We start from the raw sequence: 18,742 nt of genomic DNA on the forward strand, positions 1-18,742 counted from the left end.
TTGCGACGCCGCTCGGCGCCTGCCCGACGGGCAGGCGCCGTCCCGCCGGACGGCATCGTCGCGGCACGCGGAGACGACGCGCATGAGCAGCCCGGACACCACCAAGCCGGCGACCTCGCAGGAACCCAAGCAGCTCCTCCACCTGGTGTTCGGGGGCGAGCTGACCGACCTCGACAGCGTCACCTTCCGCGACCTCTCGAAGCTCGACGTGGTCGGCATCTTCCCCGATTATGCCAGCGCCGCCATGGCCTGGAAGGCGAAGGCGCAGCAGACGGTCGACAGCGCCCAGACCCGCTACTTCATCGTGCATCTCCATCGGCTGCTGCAGCCCTGAGCGGGCGGGCGGCGCGCACCCGCAGCGTTTTCGTTAAGGATCCCCCAAGGATCCTTGCACAGGAACGCAGGGGTGCCGCGCCATCGCGCATGCATGAAGGCATTGTGACGGTATCCCGGCACTGGTAAGAGCCTCGCCCGTCACACGAGAGCATCGTCGCGCGAGGGGCCCGCAATTGCGCGAAGCTCGATGCGATCCTCCCCTCACCCCGGCGCGCGCGGGCCTCATGGCGAGGCACCGCGCGGCAGCGCCGGGGATCTTCGCGCGGGCCACGATGGAAGCACGATGAAATCCTCGATCAAGATCGTCGCCGGCAATGCGAGCCGCCCGCTGGCCGAGGCGATCGCGGCCTATCTCGAGCAGCCCCTGGCGGTCTGCTCGGTCCGTCGCTTCGCCGACATGGAAATCTTCGTCGAGCTCCAGGAGAACGTGCGCGGCGAGGACGTGTTCATCGTCCAGTCGACGTCGTTCCCGGCCAACGATCACCTGATGGAACTGCTCATCATGATCGATGCCGCGCGGCGCTCCTCGGCGCGGCGGATCACCGCCGTGCTGCCCTATTTCGGCTATGCCCGGCAGGACCGGCGCACCTCGGGCCGCACCCCGATCTCGGCCAAGCTGGTGGCCAACCTCATCACCGAGGCCGGCGCCGACCGGGTGATGACCCTCGACCTGCATGCCGGCCAGATCCAGGGCTTCTTCGACATCCCGACCGACAACCTGTTCGCCGCCCCCGTGATGGTGCGCGACATCAAGGAGCGGCTCGACCCCGCCGACATGATGGTGGTGTCGCCCGATGTCGGCGGCGTGGTGCGGGCCCGCGCGCTCGCCAAGCGCATCGACGCGCCGCTCGCCATCGTCGACAAGCGCCGCGAGCGGCCCGGCGAATCGGAAGTGATGAACATCATCGGCGAGGTCGAAGGCCGCTCCTGCATCCTCGTCGACGACATCGTCGATTCCGGCGGCACCCTGGTCAATGCCGCCGAGGCCTTGCTCGCCAAGGGCGCCAAGGACGTCTCGGCCTACATCACCCACGGCGTGCTCTCGGGTGGTGCGGTGTCGCGGATCGCCTCCTCGAAGCTCAAGGAGCTGGTGATCACCGACTCGATCCAGCCGACCGCGGCGGTCAAGCTCGCCCGCAACATCCGGGTCGTCACCATCGCGCCGCTGCTCGGCGAGGCGATCGGGCGCACTGCCGACGAGTCGAGCGTCTCGAGCCTGTTCGTCTGATCGGCCCTTCGCCCGCCGCCCGACCGGCGGCGGGCGGCCCTTTCGGCGCGAAGGGACGACACCCGGCCCGCAGCAGCACTCGGCTTCGCGCAATCTCCGGGCGTCGCTCCGACCCCGCGAAATCCCCTGACCTGATCGCCCGACCTGCGAAACCGGTTTGCGCCGGGCCTGAGACGCGCCTATATATCGGACGATTCCCTCACAGCGTGAGACAGGCCGTCCTGAACTTCCGGGACGCCGGCGGGGCCTCCCGGCTCCGCCCCGGGCGCCCTGTCGCCGTCGAGGGGCCCGTGTTTGTACTGGCCGCTCCCCGGATGGGCGGCCGCCGCGCTCCCGCTCAAGGAGCGCCCCGAGGAGGTATGGTATGTCCCAGGGACCGTTGATGCCGAAGGCGACGGCCGTCTGGCTCGTCGAGAACACGTCGCTGTCCTTCGATCAGATCGCCGATTTCTGCAAGCTCCACCCCCTCGAGGTGAAGGGCATCGCCGACGGCGAGGTGGCGGCCGGCATCAAGGGTCTCGATCCGGTCTCGACCGGCCAGCTCACCCGCGAGGAGATCGAGCGGGCGCAAGGAAACCCGAACCACCGGATGAAGGTGGCGGTGTCGAAGGTGAAGCTGCCCGAGGTGAAGCGCACCAAGGGTCCGCGCTACACTCCCCTGTCCCGCCGCCAGGACCGGCCGAACGCCATCTTGTGGCTGCTGCGCAACCACCCGGAGCTGAAGGACGCGCAGGTGATGCGCCTCGTCGGCACCACCAAGTCGACGATCCAGCAGATCCGCGAGCGCACCCACTGGAATTCCGGCTCGCTGCAGCCGATGGACCCGGTGACCCTCGGCCTGTGCTCGCAGATCGACCTCGATTTCGAGGTGCAGCGCGCCGCCAAGGACCGGCCGCTGGTGGAATCCGCCGAGGGCGGCGCCACCCTGATGCCGCCCGAGCTTTCGGTCCTGCCCGAGCCCGAGGACCGCGACGAAGACCGTCGCCCCGGCCGCGGTGACGAGCGCCTGGACGCCGATTCGGTCTTCGCCCGCCTCAAGCCGATGCGGAAGGGCGAGGCGGACGAGGACGACGACGAGTATTGAGGTCTTCCAGACCCGGCGACGTCGAGTCAACGCTTCGATGGCCGACGCTTAACCCTCCCCTGCAAGTGGGGGAGGGTTGGGGCCGCGAGCTTCACGTCTCGAACAGAGACCCCTGCAAGGCGCCCTCCTCGGGCGCCTTCTTCGTCTCCGCCCCGGTCTCCCTGCGGCGGGCCGCCCGGCGCGGAGCCGGTTTCGGCGGGGTTTCGGGAGCCGGTGCGCCCTCCACCGTCGCCGCCACCCGCCCGTCGGCGAACTCGACCGTCACACGTCCCGCCGCCCGTGCCCCCGCGGCCGATCCGACCGGCGTGCCGGCCTCGTCGAGCACCAGCGCGTAGCCGCGGGCCAGCACGGCCCGGTAGTTGAGGCTGGAGAACAGGGCGGTCGCCCGCGACAGGCGCCCGGCCAAGCGCTCCAGACCGTGGCCCGGCGCCTGTTCCAGCCGGCGCGACAGCCCGTTCAGGCGCTCGCCCTGCACCGCCAGCACCCGCTCCAGGGCATGGCGCGGGCGGTGGTCGATCGCCGCCAGCCGCTCGCGCGCACGGGCGAGGCGCAAGGAGGGAGCGTTGCGGGCCAGCCCCTGGAGCGCCCGGTTGAGGCGCGCCTGCGCATCCCGGGCATTGGCCGCCAGAGCCGGGGCGAGGCGGGCCTCCGCGAGGTCGAGGCGCTGGCGCTTCTGGGCGAGCAACGCCTCCGGGCCCGGCAGCGCCCGCGTCAGACCGCGCAGCTCGCCCCGGCGCTGGTCGACGAGGCGCAGCAATGCGCCGGCATGGCGTCGGCTGAGGGATTCGAGGTCGACCAGCAGCTCGTGCAGCACCGGCACCGCCATCTCGGCGGCGCCCGTCGGGGTCGGGGCGCGCCGGTCGGCGGCGTGATCGATCAGCGTGACGTCGGTCTCGTGGCCGACGGCGGAGATCAGCGGGATCGCGCTCGCGGCGGCGGCCCGCACCACGATCTCCTCGTTGAAGCACCACAGGTCCTCGATCGAGCCTCCGCCGCGGGCGACGATCAGCACGTCCGGCCGCGGGATCGCGCCGCCGGGCTCCAGCGCGTTGAAGCCGTGGATCGCCGCCGCGATCTCTTCGGCCGCCCCCTCCCCCTGCACCCGCACCGGCCAGACCAGGACGTGGCGCGGGAACCGGTCGGCGAGGCGATGCAGGATGTCGCGGATCACCGCGCCGGTCGGCGAGGTGACGACGCCGACGACCACGGGCAGGTACGGCACCGGCCGCTTGCGGGCGGCATCGAACAGGCCCTCGGCCGCGAGCAGGCGGCGGCGCTCCTCCAGGAGCGCCATCCAGGCGCCGGCCCCGGCAGGCTCGAGCGAATCGACCACGATCTGGTAGGCGGACTTGCCCGGATAGGTCGTGATCCGCCCGGTGACCACGACCTCGAGCCCCTCCTTGGGCTTGTGGCGCAGCCGCAGCATCGTGCCCTTCCAGATCACGGCGTCGATCTTGGCGCCGCCGTCCTTGAGGCTGAAATAGGCGTGGCCGGAGCCGTGCGGGCCGCGATAGCCCGAGATCTCGCCCTTCAGGCGCACATGTCCGAACGCATCCTCCAGGGTGCGCTTGAGGGCACTCGCCAATTCGGTGACCGACCATTCGGGCACGTTGGCGATCGGGGCGGAGAGAGCGGAAGCCGACATCGCCACAAAGGCTACCGGCTCCGGCCGGGCCGCGGAAGGCCGGTCCGCCGCTTGAGCGAGCGAGTGTCCCCCGCGCATCAGTCGCAGGTGTCGCCCGGCCGGTTGCCGGCCGGGCGCGCCTTCCCTAAACCCTCGCGCGAGACACAGAGATCCTTTCGGGACCGGCGATGCGCGACCAGCACCCCCTCACCCTCCTGCTGATCGGCTCCGGCGGGCGCGAGCATGCCCTCGCCTGGAAGCTGGCGCAGAGCCCGCTCTGCCGGCGCCTGCTGATCGCCCCCGGCAATCCCGGCACCGCCGCCCACGGCACTAACCTGCCCCTCGACGTGACCGACCACGCGGCCGTGGTCGCCGCCTGCCGGCGCGAGGGCGTCGATTTCGTCGTGGTCGGCCCCGAGGCCCCGCTGGTGGCGGGCCTGGTCGACGCGCTCGCCGAGGCCGGCATCCGGGCCTTCGGGCCGAACGCGGCGGCTGCCCAGCTCGAAGGCTCGAAGGCCTTCACCAAGGAACTGTGCCGGGAGTTCTCGATCCCGACCGCCGCCTTCGCGCGGTTCCGCGCGGTCGAGCCGGCGCTCGCCTACCTGCGCGCCGGCCGCATCCCGGTCGTCGTCAAGGCGGACGGGCTCGCCGCCGGCAAGGGCGTGGTGGTGGCCGAGACCTTGGAACAGGCGGAAGCCGCGGTGGAGACCATGCTCGGCGGCGGGATGGGCGCCGCCGGGGCCGAGGTGGTGATCGAGGAATGCATGGTTGGCGAGGAGGCGAGCCTGTTCGCGCTCTGCGACGGCACGAACGCCGTGCTGCTCGGCACCGCCCAGGACCACAAGCGCGTCCATGACGGCGACAAGGGGCCGAATACCGGCGGCATGGGCGCCTATTCCCCCGCTCCCGTCCTGACCCCCGCGCTGGAGGCCGAGGTGATGGAGCGGATCATCCGCCCGACCCTCGACGGGATGCGGGCGCGGGGCACCCCCTTCTCGGGCATCCTCTATGCCGGGCTGATGCTGACCGCCGAGGGCCCGATGCTGATCGAGTACAACACCCGCTTCGGCGACCCCGAATGCGAGGTGCTGATGCCGCGCCTCGCCTCGGATCTGGTGCCGCTGCTGCTCGCGGCCAGCGAGGGCGACCTCTCGGGCGTGACGCCGGAGTGGCGCGACGAGGTTGCCCTGACTGTCATCATGGCGGCGCCCGGCTATCCGGGCACCGTCGCCAAGGGTTCGGAGATCCGCGGTCTGTCGGAGGCGCAAAGGGCCGGCGCCCTGGTGTTCCAGGCCGGGACCCGGCGCGACGGCGAGCGGCTGGTGGCCGATGGCGGCCGGGTCCTGGCCGTGACGGCGCTCGGCCGCGACGTGCGGGAGGCGCAGGCCCGCGCCTACGCCGCCCTCGACCGGATCGACTGGCCGGAGGGCTTCTGCCGCCGCGACATCGGCTGGCGCGCGGTCGCCCGCGAGACCTGAGCCGGGCTGCTGCGTTAACCTCGGCAGGTCCGCGCGCTGGCGCGGGCCAGATACCGTGGGGAGCGCCCGATGCCCGCCGACCTGTTTCCCGGTTTCACCTCGCACTGGATCGACCTGCCCGACGGGCGCTTCTTCGCCCGGGCCGGCGGCCCCGAGGAGGCCCCGCCCCTGGTGCTGCTGCACGGCTTTCCCCAGACCCATGCCTGCTGGCACAGGATCGCCCCGGCGCTCGCCCGCACCCACCGGGTGATCTGCCTCGATCTCAAGGGCTACGGCTGGTCGGCCGCGCCGGCCGGAGACCCCGGCCACGAGGCCTATTCCAAGCGGCAGATGGGCCGGGAGGTCGTCGCCGTGATGGAGCGGCTGGGCCATGTCCGCTTCGGCCTGATCGGCCACGACCGCGGCGCCCGGGTCGGCTACCGCCTCGCCCTCGACGAGCCGGGCCGGATCGACCGTCTCGCCCTCCTGGACATCCTGCCGACGGTGTCGCAGTGGCGGAAGATGGACCGGGAGCCGGACGCCTATCCGCATTGGCGCTTCCTGGCGCAAGCCGCCCCGATCCCCGAGAAGGCGATCGGCAAGGCTCCGATCCCGTACTACGAGGATCTGCTGCGGCTCTGGACCGGCGACGGCACCCTCGACGCCTTCTCTCCCGGTGCCCTCGACCTCTACCGCCAGAGCTGGAACGTGCCCGAGCGGATCCACGCCTCTTGCGAGGATTACCGCGCCGGGGCCGGCCCCGACCGGGCCGCCGACGAGGCCGACCTCGCCAAGGGGCGCCGCCTCGCCGGCCCGGTCCTGGTGCTGGTCGCCGACCGCTTCGTCGGCCGCGACGGGCTCGATCCGGTGCGGCAGGCCTGGACCGGCACCTTCGCACCGGGGGATACCACCTTCGAGATCGTCTCCTCGGGCCATTTCGTGGCCGAGGAGAACCCGGGGGCGACGCTTCCGATCCTGGAACGCTTCCTCGCGGCCTGATTCCGCCACAGACCCGCGCGGAGCGGGGGACCGCTCCCCGCCCCGGCCCGTAGCCCGGGCGGGCCGCCTGCGGCACAAGCCCTGCGGGCGCGCGGCGAGGTTTCTCACGCCGCAGGCGCCTCTCGTGCCGTAGGCACCTGGGGGAAACATCCGTGGGTCTGATCTACGCGCTCGGCGCCTTCCTGAGCTGGGGCCTCGTCGTCCCGGTTCACTTCCGCCTGCTCGACGGGGTGCCGGCCTGGGGCATCCTCGCCCACCGCATCGTCTGGTCGAGCCTGTTCATCGCGCTGCTGCTCCTCGCCCTGCGGGTGATGCGCCGGGCACCCCGGTTCACGCTGGAGCGCCGTCACGCCTTCCTGCTGCTCTCCGCGCTCATCATCGCGGGCAATTGGTCGCTCTACCTGTGGGCGGTGCAGAACGGGCGGATGCTGGAGGCGAGCCTCGGCTACTTCATCAACCCGCTCGTCAACGTGGCGCTCGGCGCCCTGGTGCTGCGCGAGACCTTGCGCCCGCTCCAGCTCGCCGCAGTGGCCCTCGCCGGCGTCGGCGTGGTCGCGGCCGTGGTGGCGGCCGGCACCCTGCCGTGGATCGCGCTCGCGCTCGCCGTCAGCTTCGCGATCTACGGCCTGATCCGCAAGCTGGTGCCGATCGACCCGATCCTGGGCCTCGGCGCCGAGACCTTCGCGCTCCTGCCGCTCGCGCTCGCCTACCTCGTCGTCGCACCGGCGCCCCCCGGCCAGGGCACCGGCCAGTGGCTGCTGCTGATGCTCACCGGCATCACCACCGCGGTCCCGCTGATGTGGTTCGCCGCCGCCGCCTCCCGCCTCAAGCTCTCGACCATCGGGCTGCTGCAATACCTCTCGCCGTCCTGCCTGCTGCTCTTGAGCGTGCTCGTCTACGGCGAATCGCTGCCGCCTTCCCGGGCCCTGGTCTTCGGGCTGATCTGGGCGGGACTGGCGCTCTACGCCCTCGACGCGGCGCGTCCGCGCCCCGTCGTGGCGCGCCAGCCCGAGGATTGCACAGGCTGAGGCAAGCTCCACCGGTCAAGCTTCCCCCGTCCAACCATAATCGCCGGGCTCTCTCGCCTCACGCGACGAATCGGCGGGGGCCCGGAATGATCCTGAACGAGGTAAAGGCGAGGGACGAGGACGGGCCGCACCCGATCTGGCTGGTGCTCGGCCCGTGGGCGGTGTTCGCCGTGGCGGTCGGTGGATTTCTGGCGCGCTGGCTGCCGTGACGGTCTTTCGACCGCCCTCCATCGCGTCAAGATCGGAATAGACTCGACCCTCGACGTCGTCCCGGGGCAGCGAAGCGGAACCCGGGATGACGCGGAGGGCGGAGGCACTGTCGAGCCGACCCGGCAAATCCCTTACGTCAGCATCTGCAAGTCGCCGTCCACCGCCAGCGCCTGGCCGGAGATGGTCTTGCCCCGCTCTGAGGCCAGGAACAGGATCTGGTCGGCGATCTGGCGGGCGGTGACGTAGTCCTTGATCGAGGCCGCCGCGAAGGCCGCCTGCTCCATCTCGGAAAAGCTGATGCCGCGCTGCTGCGCCTTGGCCTCCAGCACCCGGCGCTGGCGGTCGCCGGCGACGATGCCGGGGAGCACCGCGTTGACCCGGACGCCGTCGGGCCCGAGCTCGCGCGACAGCGACTTGGTGAAGCCGATCACCGCCCACTTCGCCGCCGCGTAGGGCGTGCGCAGCGGGAAGCCGAAGCGGCCCGCCACCGAGGACAGGTTGACGATCGACGGGTTCGCGCTCTTGCGCAGATGCGGCACCGCCAGGCGCACGCAGTTGAACTGCCCGGTGATGCAGATGTCGAGGGTGCGGTCCCAATCCTCCGGGTTGATCTCCTCCACGCGTCCCGTCGGCCCGGCGATGCCCGCATTGTTGATCAGCGAATCGAGCCCGCCGAGCGCGTCTTGCGCCTCCGCGAACAGCCGGGCGACGTCGTCGCGCGAGGCGACATCGGCATAGGTGCCGGTGATGCCGGCGGGCAGGGCCGCCAGGGCGTCGCGGTCGACGTCGCAGACATGGACCCGCGCGCCCTCCTCCACGAAGGCCCGGGCCACGTCGAGCCCGATGCCGCCGGCGCCCGCGGTGACCAGCACCTTCAGGCCGTTCAATCCCATGTCCATGATGTCCTCCGTGCTCGAGGGGCGGCCGCCCCATGGTCTCGATGCGAGGGCGCGAGGCGCCCCGTGGTCTCGATGCTAGTGCACTGACGCCTTCAGAAGGTACACCGCTCAGCACGATTTCCGCTGTGATTACAGCTGTTTGGCGAATGAGCATGTGGCTCGTTCGTCGGTGTCAGTGCACTAGGGCGCGAGGCGCCCCGTGGTCTCGATGAAGGCGGCGCTTCCGGCGATGTCGGCGGCGAGCGCCGCGCGGGCGCCCTCGGCATCGCCGGCGGCCAACGCCGCCACGAGGTTCGCGTGATGCGCCTGCGCCCCGCCCTCGGCGAGGCGGCGGGGCGAGGAGCGCATGTCGAGGTTGAGCACCGGCCCGATGCGCAGCCACAGGCCTTCGATGATCGCGATCAAGGAGGGCAGGCCGGCGGCCTCGTAGACGGCGAAATGCAGGTCGCGATTGGCCCGCATCGCCCGCTCCAGGTCGGGCTCGGGCGCCCGCACCTCGTGCCGGAACACCGCGTCGTGCTCCCGGATCGCCGCGAGGTCGCGGGGCGTGACGGCCAGCGCAGCCTCCGCCGCGGCGAAACCCTCGACGGCGATCCTCACGCGGGTCAGCTCGCGGAATTTGTGCAGCGTGATCACCGGCACCCGGACTGCGCGGTTCGGCAGCACCTCCAGGGCCTCGTCGGCGACGAGCCGCGACACCGCCTCCCGCGCCGGCATCATCGAGGTGCCGAGCCGCTCGGCGACCGTCCGCAGGGATAGCCGCTCGCCGGGCGCGAGCTCGCCGGCGATCAGCAGGTCGCGCAGGGCGTCGTAGACCTGCGTGCCCAGGGTGATCCGCGCCGGCGGCGCGACGCCGTCCCGGTCGGGGCGCTCGCGCGCCTCCCCTCCATGCAAGTCCCGCCTTTCCAAGCGGACCTCCCCTGCGTTCCTCCTGCCGGCGCATGCGGACGGTGTCTCCCGTCTCGACAGGCGCGCCGTTTGATGCCAGCCTAAGTGTGATCACAGATCACGGCAACCCGAACGACCGTGATGCGATCCCGGGCAGGACACGCACCATGACGCAGGGCTCCACTCCCAAGCGCCCCCTCATCACGCGCTCCCTCATCACGCGCCGCCGTCTCGTGCAGGGTGGCCTCGCCGCCGGCGCCGCGCTCGCGATGCCGGGCCTCGTGCGCGCACAAGGCGCGCCGATCCGCATCGGCCACCTCACGCCGCGCACCGGCTTCCTGGGCCCGCTCGGCGAATACGCCGTGATGGCGGCCCAGCTCGCCGCCGAGGAGATCAACGCCGCCGGCGGCATCAACGGCCGCAGGATCGAGCTCCTCACCGAGGATTCGGTCAATCCGCAGACCGCCTCCGGCAAGGCCGAGCGCTACGTCGAGCGCGACAAGGTCGCGGCGATCGTCGGCGAGATTTCCTCGGCCTCGGCGCTGGCCATCGGCCAGGTTGCGCAGCGGGGGAAGACGATCTTCCTCAATACCGGCGCCAATTCTGATGCTTTGCGCGGGCAGGATTGCAAGCGCTACATGTTCCACGTCGAGGGCGCGAACTCGATGTACGTCAAGGCGGTCGGCCGCTCCTTGACCGAGGGCGGGCTCGTCAAGGGCAAGCGCTGGTACTCGCTCACCGCCGACTACGCCTTCGGCCACGACCTCCTGCGGGTCGCCAAGGTGTTCATGCAGGGCAATGGCGGAACCTTCGCGGCCGACGAGCTGGTTCCGACCGACGCCACCGACTTCTCCGCCTACCTGATCAAGATCCGGCAGGCGAAGCCCGACCTCGTGATCTCGAACCTCGCCGGCAACCAGATCACCAACTTCCTCAAGCAATATGCCGAGTACGGCCTGCCCTTCCCGGTCGCCGGGTTCGGCTTCGACACGGCTTTGGCCTGGGGCGCCGGCTCCGGCAACTTCGCCGGCACCTGGCCCTGCCTGTGGCACCACAAGGTCGACACGCCCTCCGCCAAGGCCTTCGTGGCGGCCTTCACGAAGAAGTACGGCAAGCCGCCCGAGAACCAGGCCTGGGGCGACTACAACGCGGTCAAGATCGTCGCGAAGGCGATGGCCGATACAGGGTCGACCGAGGGGCCGAAGCTGGTCTCCTATCTCGAGGGCGGCGCCAAGTTCGACGTTCAGAAGCCCCGCCCGGCTTATTTCCGCGCCCGCGACCATCAGCTCATCAGCGAGATGTACGCGATCACGGCGCTGCCCGCCGACAAGGTGAAGGACAAGTGGGACCTGTTCACCTCGACCCCGGCGATCCCCGGGCCCAACGAGGACATGGAGGTGCTGGCGCCGACGGCGGAGGAGGCGGCGTGCCGGATGGAGGGGTAGGCGTCGCCGGCTCATCGACGCGGTCAAGATGAAGCGCGTCTCCCCTCCCCCGTATGGGAGAGGGGATCCGGCGCCTTCCTTGTTGAACGTAATCGAAGTGGCGCAGCCTGACTGATATTCGCGGAATTCCGAAGGAAGCGAGATCGTGCTCCTCCTCACCCTCGCCGTCGAGCAGGTCGTCAACGGCCTGTTCCTGGGTGCGATCTACCTCCTGATCGCGCTCGGCCTGTCGCTGATCTTCAGCTTGGGCGGCATCGTCAATCTGGCCCACGGCGCGTTCTACGCGATCGGCGCCTACCTGACGATCGTGCTGTCCCCCGCCCTCGGCTTCGGCGGCTCCCTCGTCGCCGCGCCGGTCCTCGTCGCGGTGATCGGCCTTCTGGTCGAGCGGTTCCTCTTCCGCCGCTTCTACCGCGCCGACCCGATCCTCTCGCTGCTTCTTACCTTCGGCCTTGCGATGGTGGCCGAGCAGGCCCTGCGGATGATCTTCGGCGCGCCGCCCCTGCCCTACGCGATCCCGCAGGCCCTGCGCGGGCAGATCTTCGTCGGCGACTTCGTGCTGTCGCGCTACCGGCTCGCCATCCTGGCGGCGGTCATCGTAGCGGTGGCCTGCGTCTGGTTCCTGCTCCAGCGCACCACCTTCGGGCGGGTGGTCCGGGCCGGCGTCCAGAACCCCGACATGGTCGCGGCGCTCGGCATCTCGCTCAAACCCTACATGGCGACGGTGGTGGGGTTGAGCGTCGGCCTCGCGGCGCTCGCCGGGGTGATGCTGGCGCCGATCTCCGGCGTGCACCCGGCGATGGGCGCGGAGGTGCTCACCGGCGCCTTCGTGGTGGTGGTGATCGGCGGCCTCGGCTCGTTCTGGGGCGTGGTGCTGGCCGCACTCATCGTCGGAATCGTCCGCGGCCTGATGGTGCTGGTCTATCCGGGTTTCGCCGAAGCCGCGATCTACGCCCTGATGGCGGTCATCCTGCTCGTCCGGCCGCGCGGCCTGCTGGGCGAGCGCATCCTGCGGTTCGAGTGACGATCATGACCGACCGCAGCGAGAGATTCACCCTGCCGCTCCTGGCCTTTGCCCTCGTGGCCCTGCCCTTCTGCCTGGAGGGCTTGGGTCTCACCCTCACCTCGGCCGCCGACGTGGTGGTGTTCGCGGTGGCCTGCATGGGGCTCAACATCCTGGTCGGACAGACCGGGCTCGTCTCCTTCGGCCACGGCGCCTTCTTCGGCCTCGGCGCCTATGCGGCGGCGATCAGCCAGCGCACCCTCTTCCCCGGCACCCTGCTGCCGCCGGTCCTGTTCGCCCTCGTCTTCGTGGCCGCTTCGTCCCTGCCCCTCGGCCTGCTGATCCTGCGCCGGCGCGGCGTCTACTTCTCGCTCCTGACGCTGGCGCTGTCGGCCCTGTCCTTCACGATCGCCTTCCGCTGGACGGCGCTCACCGGCGGCGAGAGCGGCTATGGCGGCGTCGAGCGGACGCGTTTCCTCGGGCTCGATCTGGATGCGGCCTGGACCTGGTACGGTCTCGTGGCCGTCGCCGGCTTCGCAGCCGCCTTCGGGCTCGGGCGCTTCCGGCGCTCGGCCGTCGGCACGGTGCTGGAGGCGATCCGCGAGAACGAGCAGCGGGCGCGCTTCCTCGGCTATCCGACCAACCGCTACAAGCTCCTCGCCTTCACGGTCTCCGCCACCGTGACGGGCCTGGCCGGCGTTTTGAGCGTCTTCACCCACCGCTTCGCCTCGGCCGAGCCCTTGGGCTCCGCCTTCTCGGGCGAATTGCTCGCCATGGTGGTGATCGGCGGCATGCGGAGCTTCGCCGGGCCGGCGATCGGGGCTCTGTTCTTCATCCTGTTCCGGGAGATGCTGTCGATCTGGACCGCCGACTGGCTGTTCTGGTTCGGCCTCCTGTTCGTCGGCTTCATCCTGTTCTCGCCCGACGGGCTCGTCGGCATCGGCCGGCGCGTATGGCGGATGGTGCGCCCGCCCGCCACCGAGGACGCCGCGATGGCGGGCCGCAAGGCCGGCATGCCTGAGAACCTGCCGCCCTTCCTGCGGCCCGACGGGATCGTCGAGGGGGTGATCCTGGCCGCCCGCGGCATCGCCAAGCGCTTCGGCGGGCTGAAGGCGGTCGACGGCGTCACCATCGCGGTCCGCGACCGGACGCTCCACGCGCTGATCGGTCCCAACGGCGCCGGCAAGACCACCGCCTTCAACCTCATCTCCGGCATGTATCGCCCCGATGCCGGCACCGTGACCCTCGCCGACCGCTCGATCGCCGGCTTTGCGCCGGAGCGGATCTGCGCGGCCGGCATCGGCCGCTCGTTCCAGATCACCAACCTCTTCCCGGCGCTGACCGTCGCGGACAACATTCGGCTCGCGGTGCAGGGGCGCCGCCCCGGCCGCTTCAACCCCTGGCGCGACGCCCGCGCCGACCGGGAGGCGGCGGCCGAGACCGCCGAGATCCTGCGCTGGCTCGGCCTCGCCGGGCTGGAGCGGGCCGAGGCCGGCTCGCTCTCCTATGGCGGCCAGCGCCTCCTCGACATGGGGGTGGCGCTCGCGACCAAGCCCCGGGTGCTGCTCCTCGACGAGCCGCTGGCCGGCCTGGCGGCGGCGGAGCGCACCCGCATCGGCGACATCATCAAGCGGGTCTCGACCGAGGTGCCGGTGCTGATGGTCGAGCACGACATCGACCGCGTCTTCCAGATCGCCGATGCGGTCACGGTGATGAACGAGGGCACGGTGCTGGTCGACGGGACGGTGGAGGATGCCCGCACCAGCCCCAGGGTGCAGGAGGTCTATATCGGCTCCGGCACCGCCGCGATGGCCGCCAAAGCCCGCCCGAGCGCCGCCGAGCCGCGCGTGCTGCTGTCGCTCGAGGGCGTCGATACCTTCTACGGCAAGAGCCACATCCTGGCGGGCGTCACCTTCGACGTCCACGCCCACGAGATCGTGGCGCTCCTCGGCCGCAACGGCGCCGGCAAGTCGACCTGCCTCAAGACCATCACGGGGCTCAGCCCCCACGCTGCCGGCCAGATCCGCCTCGGGCAGGAGGTCCTCGACGGCCGCTCGGCGGCGGCGATCGCCCGGGCCGGCATCGGCTACGTGCCGCAGGGTCGCGGCCTCTTTGCCGGGATGAGCGTCGCCGAGAACCTGGAGCTCGGCCGGCTCAAGCGCCGCACCGGCAACGGCGTGCACTGGGACGAGGAGCGGGTCCTGTCCTACTTCCCGCGCCTGCGCGAGCGCTGGCGCACCCCGGCCGACTACCTGTCGGGCGGCGAGCAGCAGATGGTGGCGGTGGCCCGCGCCCTGTCCGGCGACGTGCGGGTGCTGCTCCTCGACGAGCCGTTCGAGGGGCTGGCGCCCGCGGTGGTCGAGAGCCTGTTCGAGACCTTCGACGCCCTACGCCGGGAGGTCTCGATCGTCATCGTCGACCATAACCTCGACCTCGCCCTCGCCCTCTCCGACCGCACCGTGGCGCTGGAGCGCGGCCGGGTGATGCATGTCGGCCCCTCGCAGGCCCTGCGCGACGACCTCGTGCTTCGCCGGCAGGTGCTGTGGCTGTGAGTTCCTGATTATGATCCGCTCCGAGGGAGATTCGTCGCCGATGCCAACCGTTGCCGTCGTCGGGGCCGGGCTGATCGGCCGGTCCTGGGCCGTGGTCTTCGCCCGGTCCGGGTTTGCCGTCCGCCTGACCGACATCCACGAAGCGGCGCTCGACGCCGCGCCCGGGCATATCGAAGAGGCCCTGCGCCAGCTCGAGACCCACGGCCTCGTGGCGGATATCCCGGCGATCCTCGCCCGGATCCGCACCTGCCCAACCCTCGCCGAGGCGGTGGCCGGGGCCGACCTCGTGCAGGAGAACGGCCCCGAGACGGTCGAGGCCAAGCGCGCACTCTTCGCCGAGCTCGATTCCCTCTGCGGTCCGGAGACGATCCTCGCCTCCTCGACCTCGGCCATCGTCGCCTCGCTGTTCACCGAAGGCCTCGCGGGGCGCGCCCGCTGCCTCGTCGGCCACCCGGTCAACCCGCCCCACCTGGTGCCGGTGGTCGAACTCTGCGGCGCGCCCTGGACCGATCCGGCGGTGGTGGACCGTGCCCGCGCCCTCTACGAGGCCGCCGGCCAGGCGCCGGTGACCGTGAACCGCGAGGTCGAGGGCTTCGTGCTCAACCGCCTGCAAGGGGCGCTGCTCTCGGAGGCGTTCCGCCTCGTCGCCGAGGGCGTGGTGAGCCCGGCCGACCTCGACAAGACGGTGGCCGAGGGCCTGGGCCTGCGCTGGTCCTTCCTCGGTCCCTTCGCCACCATCGATCTCAACGCGCCGGGCGGCGTGGCCGATTACGCCGCCCGCTACGGCGGCTTCTACGGCCGGCTCGCCGCCGATCCGGCTCCCGCCTCGGTGTGGTCCCCCGAGAGCACCGCCCGCATCGTCGCCGCCTGGGAATGCGGCCCCGATCCCGCCCCGCCGGCGGAGCGCAGCCGCCGGCGCGACGCGCGCCTCGCCGCCCTCATGGCGCATAAGCGCGCCCAATCTTAGGAGGAAATCCCATGGCCAAGAGAAAAGTCGTCATCACCTGCGCCGTCACCGGCGCGATTCACACCCCCTCGATGTCCCCGCACCTGCCGGTGACCCCCGACCAGATCGCCGAGGCCGCGATCGGCGCGGCGGAGGCCGGCGCGGCCATCGTCCACCTGCATGCCCGCGACCCGAAGACCGGCAAGCCCGACCAGTCGCCCCAGGCCTTCGAGCCGTTCCTGAAGGTCATCAAGCAGCGCTCGAACTGCGTGGTGAACCTCACCACCGGCGGCGCCCCGACCATGGGGATCGACGAGCGTCTCGGCCCGGCAGCCCACTTCAAGCCGGAGGTCGCCTCGCTCAACATGGGGTCGATGAATTTCGGCCTCTACCCGATGCTGGAGCGCTTCAAGACCTTCCAGCACGACTGGGAGCAGCCCTACCTGGAGGGCTCGCGCGACCGGATCTTCAAGAACACCTTCGCCGACATCGAACACATCCTCACGACCTGCGCCGAGAACGGCACCCGGTTCGAGGTCGAGTGCTACGATATCGGCCACCTCTACACGCTCGCCCACTTCGCCGATCGCGGCGTGATCAAGCCGCCCTTCTTCGTCCAGAGCGTGTTCGGCATCCTCGGCGGCATCGGCCAGCATCCGGAAGACGTCCAGCACATGAAGCGCACCGCCGACCGGCTGTTCGGCGCCGATTACCGCTGGTCGGTGCTGGGGGCGGGCCGCAACCAGATGACCATCGCCGCGCAGGCGATCGCCCTCGGCGGCAACGTCCGGGTGGGGCTGGAGGATTCGCTGTGGATCGGGCCCGGCCAGATGGCCGAGTCCAATGCGCAGCAGGTCTTGAAGGCGCGCCAGATCATCGAAGGGCTGGGGCTTGACGTGGCGACCCCGGACGACGCGCGCGAGATCCTGGCGCTGAAGGGCGGGGACCGGGTGGAGTTCTAGCGGTCTGTTCGAGCGATACTGAGAGAAGGCCGACGCCCAACCCTCCCCCCCTGCGGGGGAGGGTGCCCCACGGAGCGGGGCGGGCCGGGACGAAGTCCCGCAAGAGGGGAACGCGACGCTTCCGGACGTGGCGCCCGTCATGGTGGGTCGCGGTCTCTCCGGAAGCGGCGTCCCCTCTCCCGGCTCGCTCACGCTCGCCACCCTCCCCCACCGAAGGGGGAGGGTTCATGCGCGGCGGCCGTCCTGCGCGTGCCGCAACCTCGGCCTACGGCACCATCGCGCCCTGCGTTTCCACGTACACCGCGTAGACCGACGTGCTCGCGGTCATGAACAGCCGGTTCTTCTTCGGACCGCCGAAGCAGAGGTTGGCGCAGGTCTCCGGCAGATGGATCTTGCCGATGAGGTCGCCGGACGGCGTGTAGCAGCGCACCCCGTCCTCCTTCGGGTCGGCCCAGCCCATCGAGCACCAGACGTTGCCCTCGACGTCGGTGCGCAAGCCATCGGTGAAGCCCGGCGCGAAGCCTTCGGCGAAGACCCGGTCGCCGGTGAGCCGGTCGCCCTCGACGTTGAATGCGCGGATGTTCGAGCGCCCGCCATGGGTCGCGCCGGAATCGACCACGTAGAGGATCTTCTCGTCGGGCGAGAAGGCGAGCCCGTTCGGCCGGTCGATGCCTTCCGCCACGACCTTGGCCTGGCCGGTCGAGGGATCGAGCCGGTAGACCCGGGTCGGCAGCTCCGCCTTGTCCTTGTGGCCCTCGTAGAACCCGTCGATGCCGTAGCCCGGATCGGTGAACCAGACCGCGTTGTCGGAAGCCACCACCACGTCGTTGGGGGCGTTGAGCGGCTTGCCGTCGAACTTGTCGATCAGCACGGTGATCTTTCCGTCCGGCTCGGTGCGGGTCACCCTTCGGGTGTCGTGCTCGCAGGTGATCAGCCGGCCCTGCCGGTCGCGGGTGTTGCCGTTCGAGTAGTTCGCGTTCGTCCGGAACACGCTGACATGGCCGTTCTCGAGCCAGCGCATGATCCGGTTGTTGGGGATGTCGCTCCACAGGAGATAGCCGCCGTCCCGGAAATAGACCGGGCCTTCGGCCCAGCGGAAGCCGGTGGCGATGCGCTCGATCGCGGCATTGCCGACCTTGTAGCGGAAGCGCTTGTCCAGCACCTCGACCCGCGGGTCGGGATAGCGGGTGCCCGGCAGGTCGCCGAGGGGCAGGCGCTCGGCCCGCGCCGCGACCGTTGTCGCCGTCAGGGCGGCGGCGCCCGCGAGGACGTCACGTCGGTTCATCACTCGTCTCCTCCCGTCCGGTGTCTCCGCGCCGGACTAAGGGGATTGTACGGAAGCCGGGCGCCATGTCTCGTGGTTTTCTACGGGCCGACTGCCGTTGTGGCGATCGGACGGTCGATGTAGATATGGCGTGTAGATACGGAGGCCTCATGGCCGTCGCGAAGCTCTTCATGTCCGGCGGGAGCCAAGCCGTCAGACTGCCGCGGGAATTTCGCTTCGACGGCAGCGCGGTCGAGATTTTTCGCCGCGGCGACGAGGTCGTCCTGCGCGAGCGCCCAACCCATCTCTCCGTTCTCCTCGACATCATCGACAGTATGCCCGCCGACATGCTGACCGATCTGCATGATGGCCTACCGGAGGAACGCGAGGGCCTGTGACGCCTCGCTACCTGCTCGATAGGAACATCATCATAGCGCTTCGACGCAAGCGGCCACGCTCGGTCGTCGCCCGACTGACGACGCTCGGCATCGGCGAAGCGGTCATGTCGCCGGTGACCTACGGAGAGCTGTGTTTCGGGGCGGAGAAGAGCGTGGATCGTGATGCCGCTTTCGCGGCTCTCGCCCGACTGGTTGCGGTCGTGCCAATCGCGATTGCCGAGCCCGACGAGACCGGCCGCCGCTATGGCGCCATCCGAGCCAAACTCGGGCGTCAAGGTCAGATCATCGGCGGCAACGAACTCTGGATCGCCGCTCACGCCCTCGCGGCCGGGCTGACGCTCGTGACCGGGAACGTGGGCGAGTTCAGCCACGTGCCCGGCCTCACGATCGAGGATTGGACGGCCTGACGAGGGCCGTCC

Annotated in this window: 18 protein-coding genes; 14 read left to right on the forward strand and 4 right to left on the reverse strand. The window is 70.7% G+C overall.

Going from position 1 to position 18,742, the window contains the following annotated elements; translation table 11 throughout:
• Window positions 1–82 precede the first annotated feature (82 nt).
• From DA075_RS22455 to DA075_RS22465, 3 genes are all read left to right on the forward strand, one after another.
• Window positions 83–334, forward strand: a complete 252-nt coding sequence (locus DA075_RS22455; protein WP_099955109.1) for a DUF4170 domain-containing protein — start codon at window positions 83–85, stop codon at window positions 332–334.
• A gap of 285 nt (window positions 335–619) precedes the next feature.
• A complete protein-coding gene (locus tag DA075_RS22460; protein WP_048463697.1) occupies window positions 620–1,564 on the forward strand; it encodes a ribose-phosphate pyrophosphokinase in 945 nt (314 codons plus the stop codon).
• Window positions 1,565–1,928: 364 nt separating this feature from the next.
• Window positions 1,929–2,648, forward strand: coding sequence for a DUF1013 domain-containing protein (locus tag DA075_RS22465; protein ID WP_099955110.1), 720 nt, complete (start codon window positions 1,929–1,931; stop codon window positions 2,646–2,648).
• A 91-nt stretch (window positions 2,649–2,739) separates the two neighbouring features.
• On the opposite strand, the gene xseA is transcribed toward DA075_RS22465, so the two are convergent.
• Window positions 2,740–4,293 (reverse strand): exodeoxyribonuclease VII large subunit, encoded by a 1,554-nt coding sequence (gene xseA, locus DA075_RS22470; protein ID WP_099955111.1) that lies wholly within the window; start codon window positions 4,291–4,293, stop codon window positions 2,740–2,742.
• Window positions 4,294–4,460: 167 nt separating this feature from the next.
• On the opposite strand from xseA, the gene purD reads away from it, so the two are divergent.
• The 4 genes from purD (at window position 4,461) to DA075_RS38195 (ending at window position 7,965) form a co-directional block, all read left to right on the forward strand.
• A complete protein-coding gene (gene purD, locus DA075_RS22475; protein ID WP_099955112.1) occupies window positions 4,461–5,750 on the forward strand; it encodes a phosphoribosylamine--glycine ligase in 1,290 nt (429 codons plus the stop codon).
• Window positions 5,751–5,819: 69 nt separating this feature from the next.
• Window positions 5,820–6,728, forward strand: coding sequence for an alpha/beta fold hydrolase (locus DA075_RS22480; protein ID WP_099955113.1), 909 nt, complete (start codon window positions 5,820–5,822; stop codon window positions 6,726–6,728).
• 152 nt (window positions 6,729–6,880) lie between these two features.
• Window positions 6,881–7,756 (forward strand): EamA family transporter RarD, encoded by an 876-nt coding sequence (gene rarD / locus DA075_RS22485; protein ID WP_099955114.1) that lies wholly within the window; start codon window positions 6,881–6,883, stop codon window positions 7,754–7,756.
• 86 nt (window positions 7,757–7,842) lie between these two features.
• Entirely contained in the window at window positions 7,843–7,965 is a 123-nt protein-coding gene (locus DA075_RS38195; RefSeq protein ID WP_269153926.1) for a hypothetical protein, read from the forward strand.
• Window positions 7,966–8,097: 132 nt separating this feature from the next.
• On the opposite strand, the gene DA075_RS22490 is transcribed toward DA075_RS38195, so the two are convergent.
• Both DA075_RS22490 and DA075_RS22495 read right to left on the reverse strand, forming a co-directional pair.
• Window positions 8,098–8,865 carry an SDR family oxidoreductase gene (locus DA075_RS22490; protein ID WP_099955115.1) on the reverse strand — a complete coding sequence of 256 codons (768 nt, stop codon included), beginning with the start codon at window positions 8,863–8,865 and terminating at the stop codon, window positions 8,098–8,100.
• A gap of 180 nt (window positions 8,866–9,045) precedes the next feature.
• Complete coding sequence (locus DA075_RS22495; RefSeq protein WP_232387432.1) at window positions 9,046–9,774, reverse strand: GntR family transcriptional regulator; 729 nt, start codon at window positions 9,772–9,774, stop codon at window positions 9,046–9,048.
• A gap of 146 nt (window positions 9,775–9,920) precedes the next feature.
• Between DA075_RS22495 and DA075_RS22500 the strand changes: the two genes are divergently transcribed.
• From DA075_RS22500 to kce, 5 genes are all read left to right on the forward strand, one after another.
• Window positions 9,921–11,198, forward strand: a complete 1,278-nt coding sequence (locus DA075_RS22500; RefSeq protein WP_099955117.1) for an ABC transporter substrate-binding protein — start codon at window positions 9,921–9,923, stop codon at window positions 11,196–11,198.
• Window positions 11,199–11,340: 142 nt separating this feature from the next.
• Window positions 11,341–12,222: a branched-chain amino acid ABC transporter permease gene (locus tag DA075_RS22505; RefSeq protein WP_420813158.1), complete on the forward strand. Its 882-nt coding sequence runs from the start codon at window positions 11,341–11,343 to the stop codon at window positions 12,220–12,222.
• A 5-nt stretch (window positions 12,223–12,227) separates the two neighbouring features.
• Window positions 12,228–14,753 (forward strand): branched-chain amino acid ABC transporter ATP-binding protein/permease, encoded by a 2,526-nt coding sequence (locus tag DA075_RS22510; protein ID WP_099956735.1) that lies wholly within the window; start codon window positions 12,228–12,230, stop codon window positions 14,751–14,753.
• A 40-nt stretch (window positions 14,754–14,793) separates the two neighbouring features.
• Window positions 14,794–15,720: a 3-hydroxyacyl-CoA dehydrogenase gene (locus DA075_RS22515; RefSeq protein WP_099955119.1), complete on the forward strand. Its 927-nt coding sequence runs from the start codon at window positions 14,794–14,796 to the stop codon at window positions 15,718–15,720.
• A gap of 11 nt (window positions 15,721–15,731) precedes the next feature.
• Complete coding sequence (gene kce / locus DA075_RS22520) at window positions 15,732–16,661, forward strand: 3,5-dioxohexanoate:acetyl-CoA acetone transferase (protein WP_099955120.1); 930 nt, start codon at window positions 15,732–15,734, stop codon at window positions 16,659–16,661.
• A gap of 265 nt (window positions 16,662–16,926) precedes the next feature.
• On the opposite strand, the gene DA075_RS22525 is transcribed toward kce, so the two are convergent.
• Entirely contained in the window at window positions 16,927–17,946 is a 1,020-nt protein-coding gene (locus tag DA075_RS22525; protein ID WP_099955121.1) for an SMP-30/gluconolactonase/LRE family protein, read from the reverse strand.
• 149 nt (window positions 17,947–18,095) lie between these two features.
• Between DA075_RS22525 and DA075_RS22530 the strand changes: the two genes are divergently transcribed.
• Together DA075_RS22530 and DA075_RS22535 are read left to right on the forward strand one after the other, a co-directional pair.
• Window positions 18,096–18,323: an antitoxin gene (locus tag DA075_RS22530; protein WP_099955122.1), complete on the forward strand. Its 228-nt coding sequence runs from the start codon at window positions 18,096–18,098 to the stop codon at window positions 18,321–18,323.
• Window positions 18,320–18,730 (forward strand): type II toxin-antitoxin system VapC family toxin, encoded by a 411-nt coding sequence (locus tag DA075_RS22535; protein ID WP_099955123.1) that lies wholly within the window; start codon window positions 18,320–18,322, stop codon window positions 18,728–18,730. Before DA075_RS22530 ends, DA075_RS22535 begins: the two co-directional genes overlap by 4 nt.
• The last annotated feature ends 12 nt before the right edge of the window (window positions 18,731–18,742 follow it).

The organism is Methylobacterium currus (assembly GCF_003058325.1).
Classification (GTDB): Bacteria; Pseudomonadota; Alphaproteobacteria; order Rhizobiales; family Beijerinckiaceae; genus Methylobacterium; species Methylobacterium currus.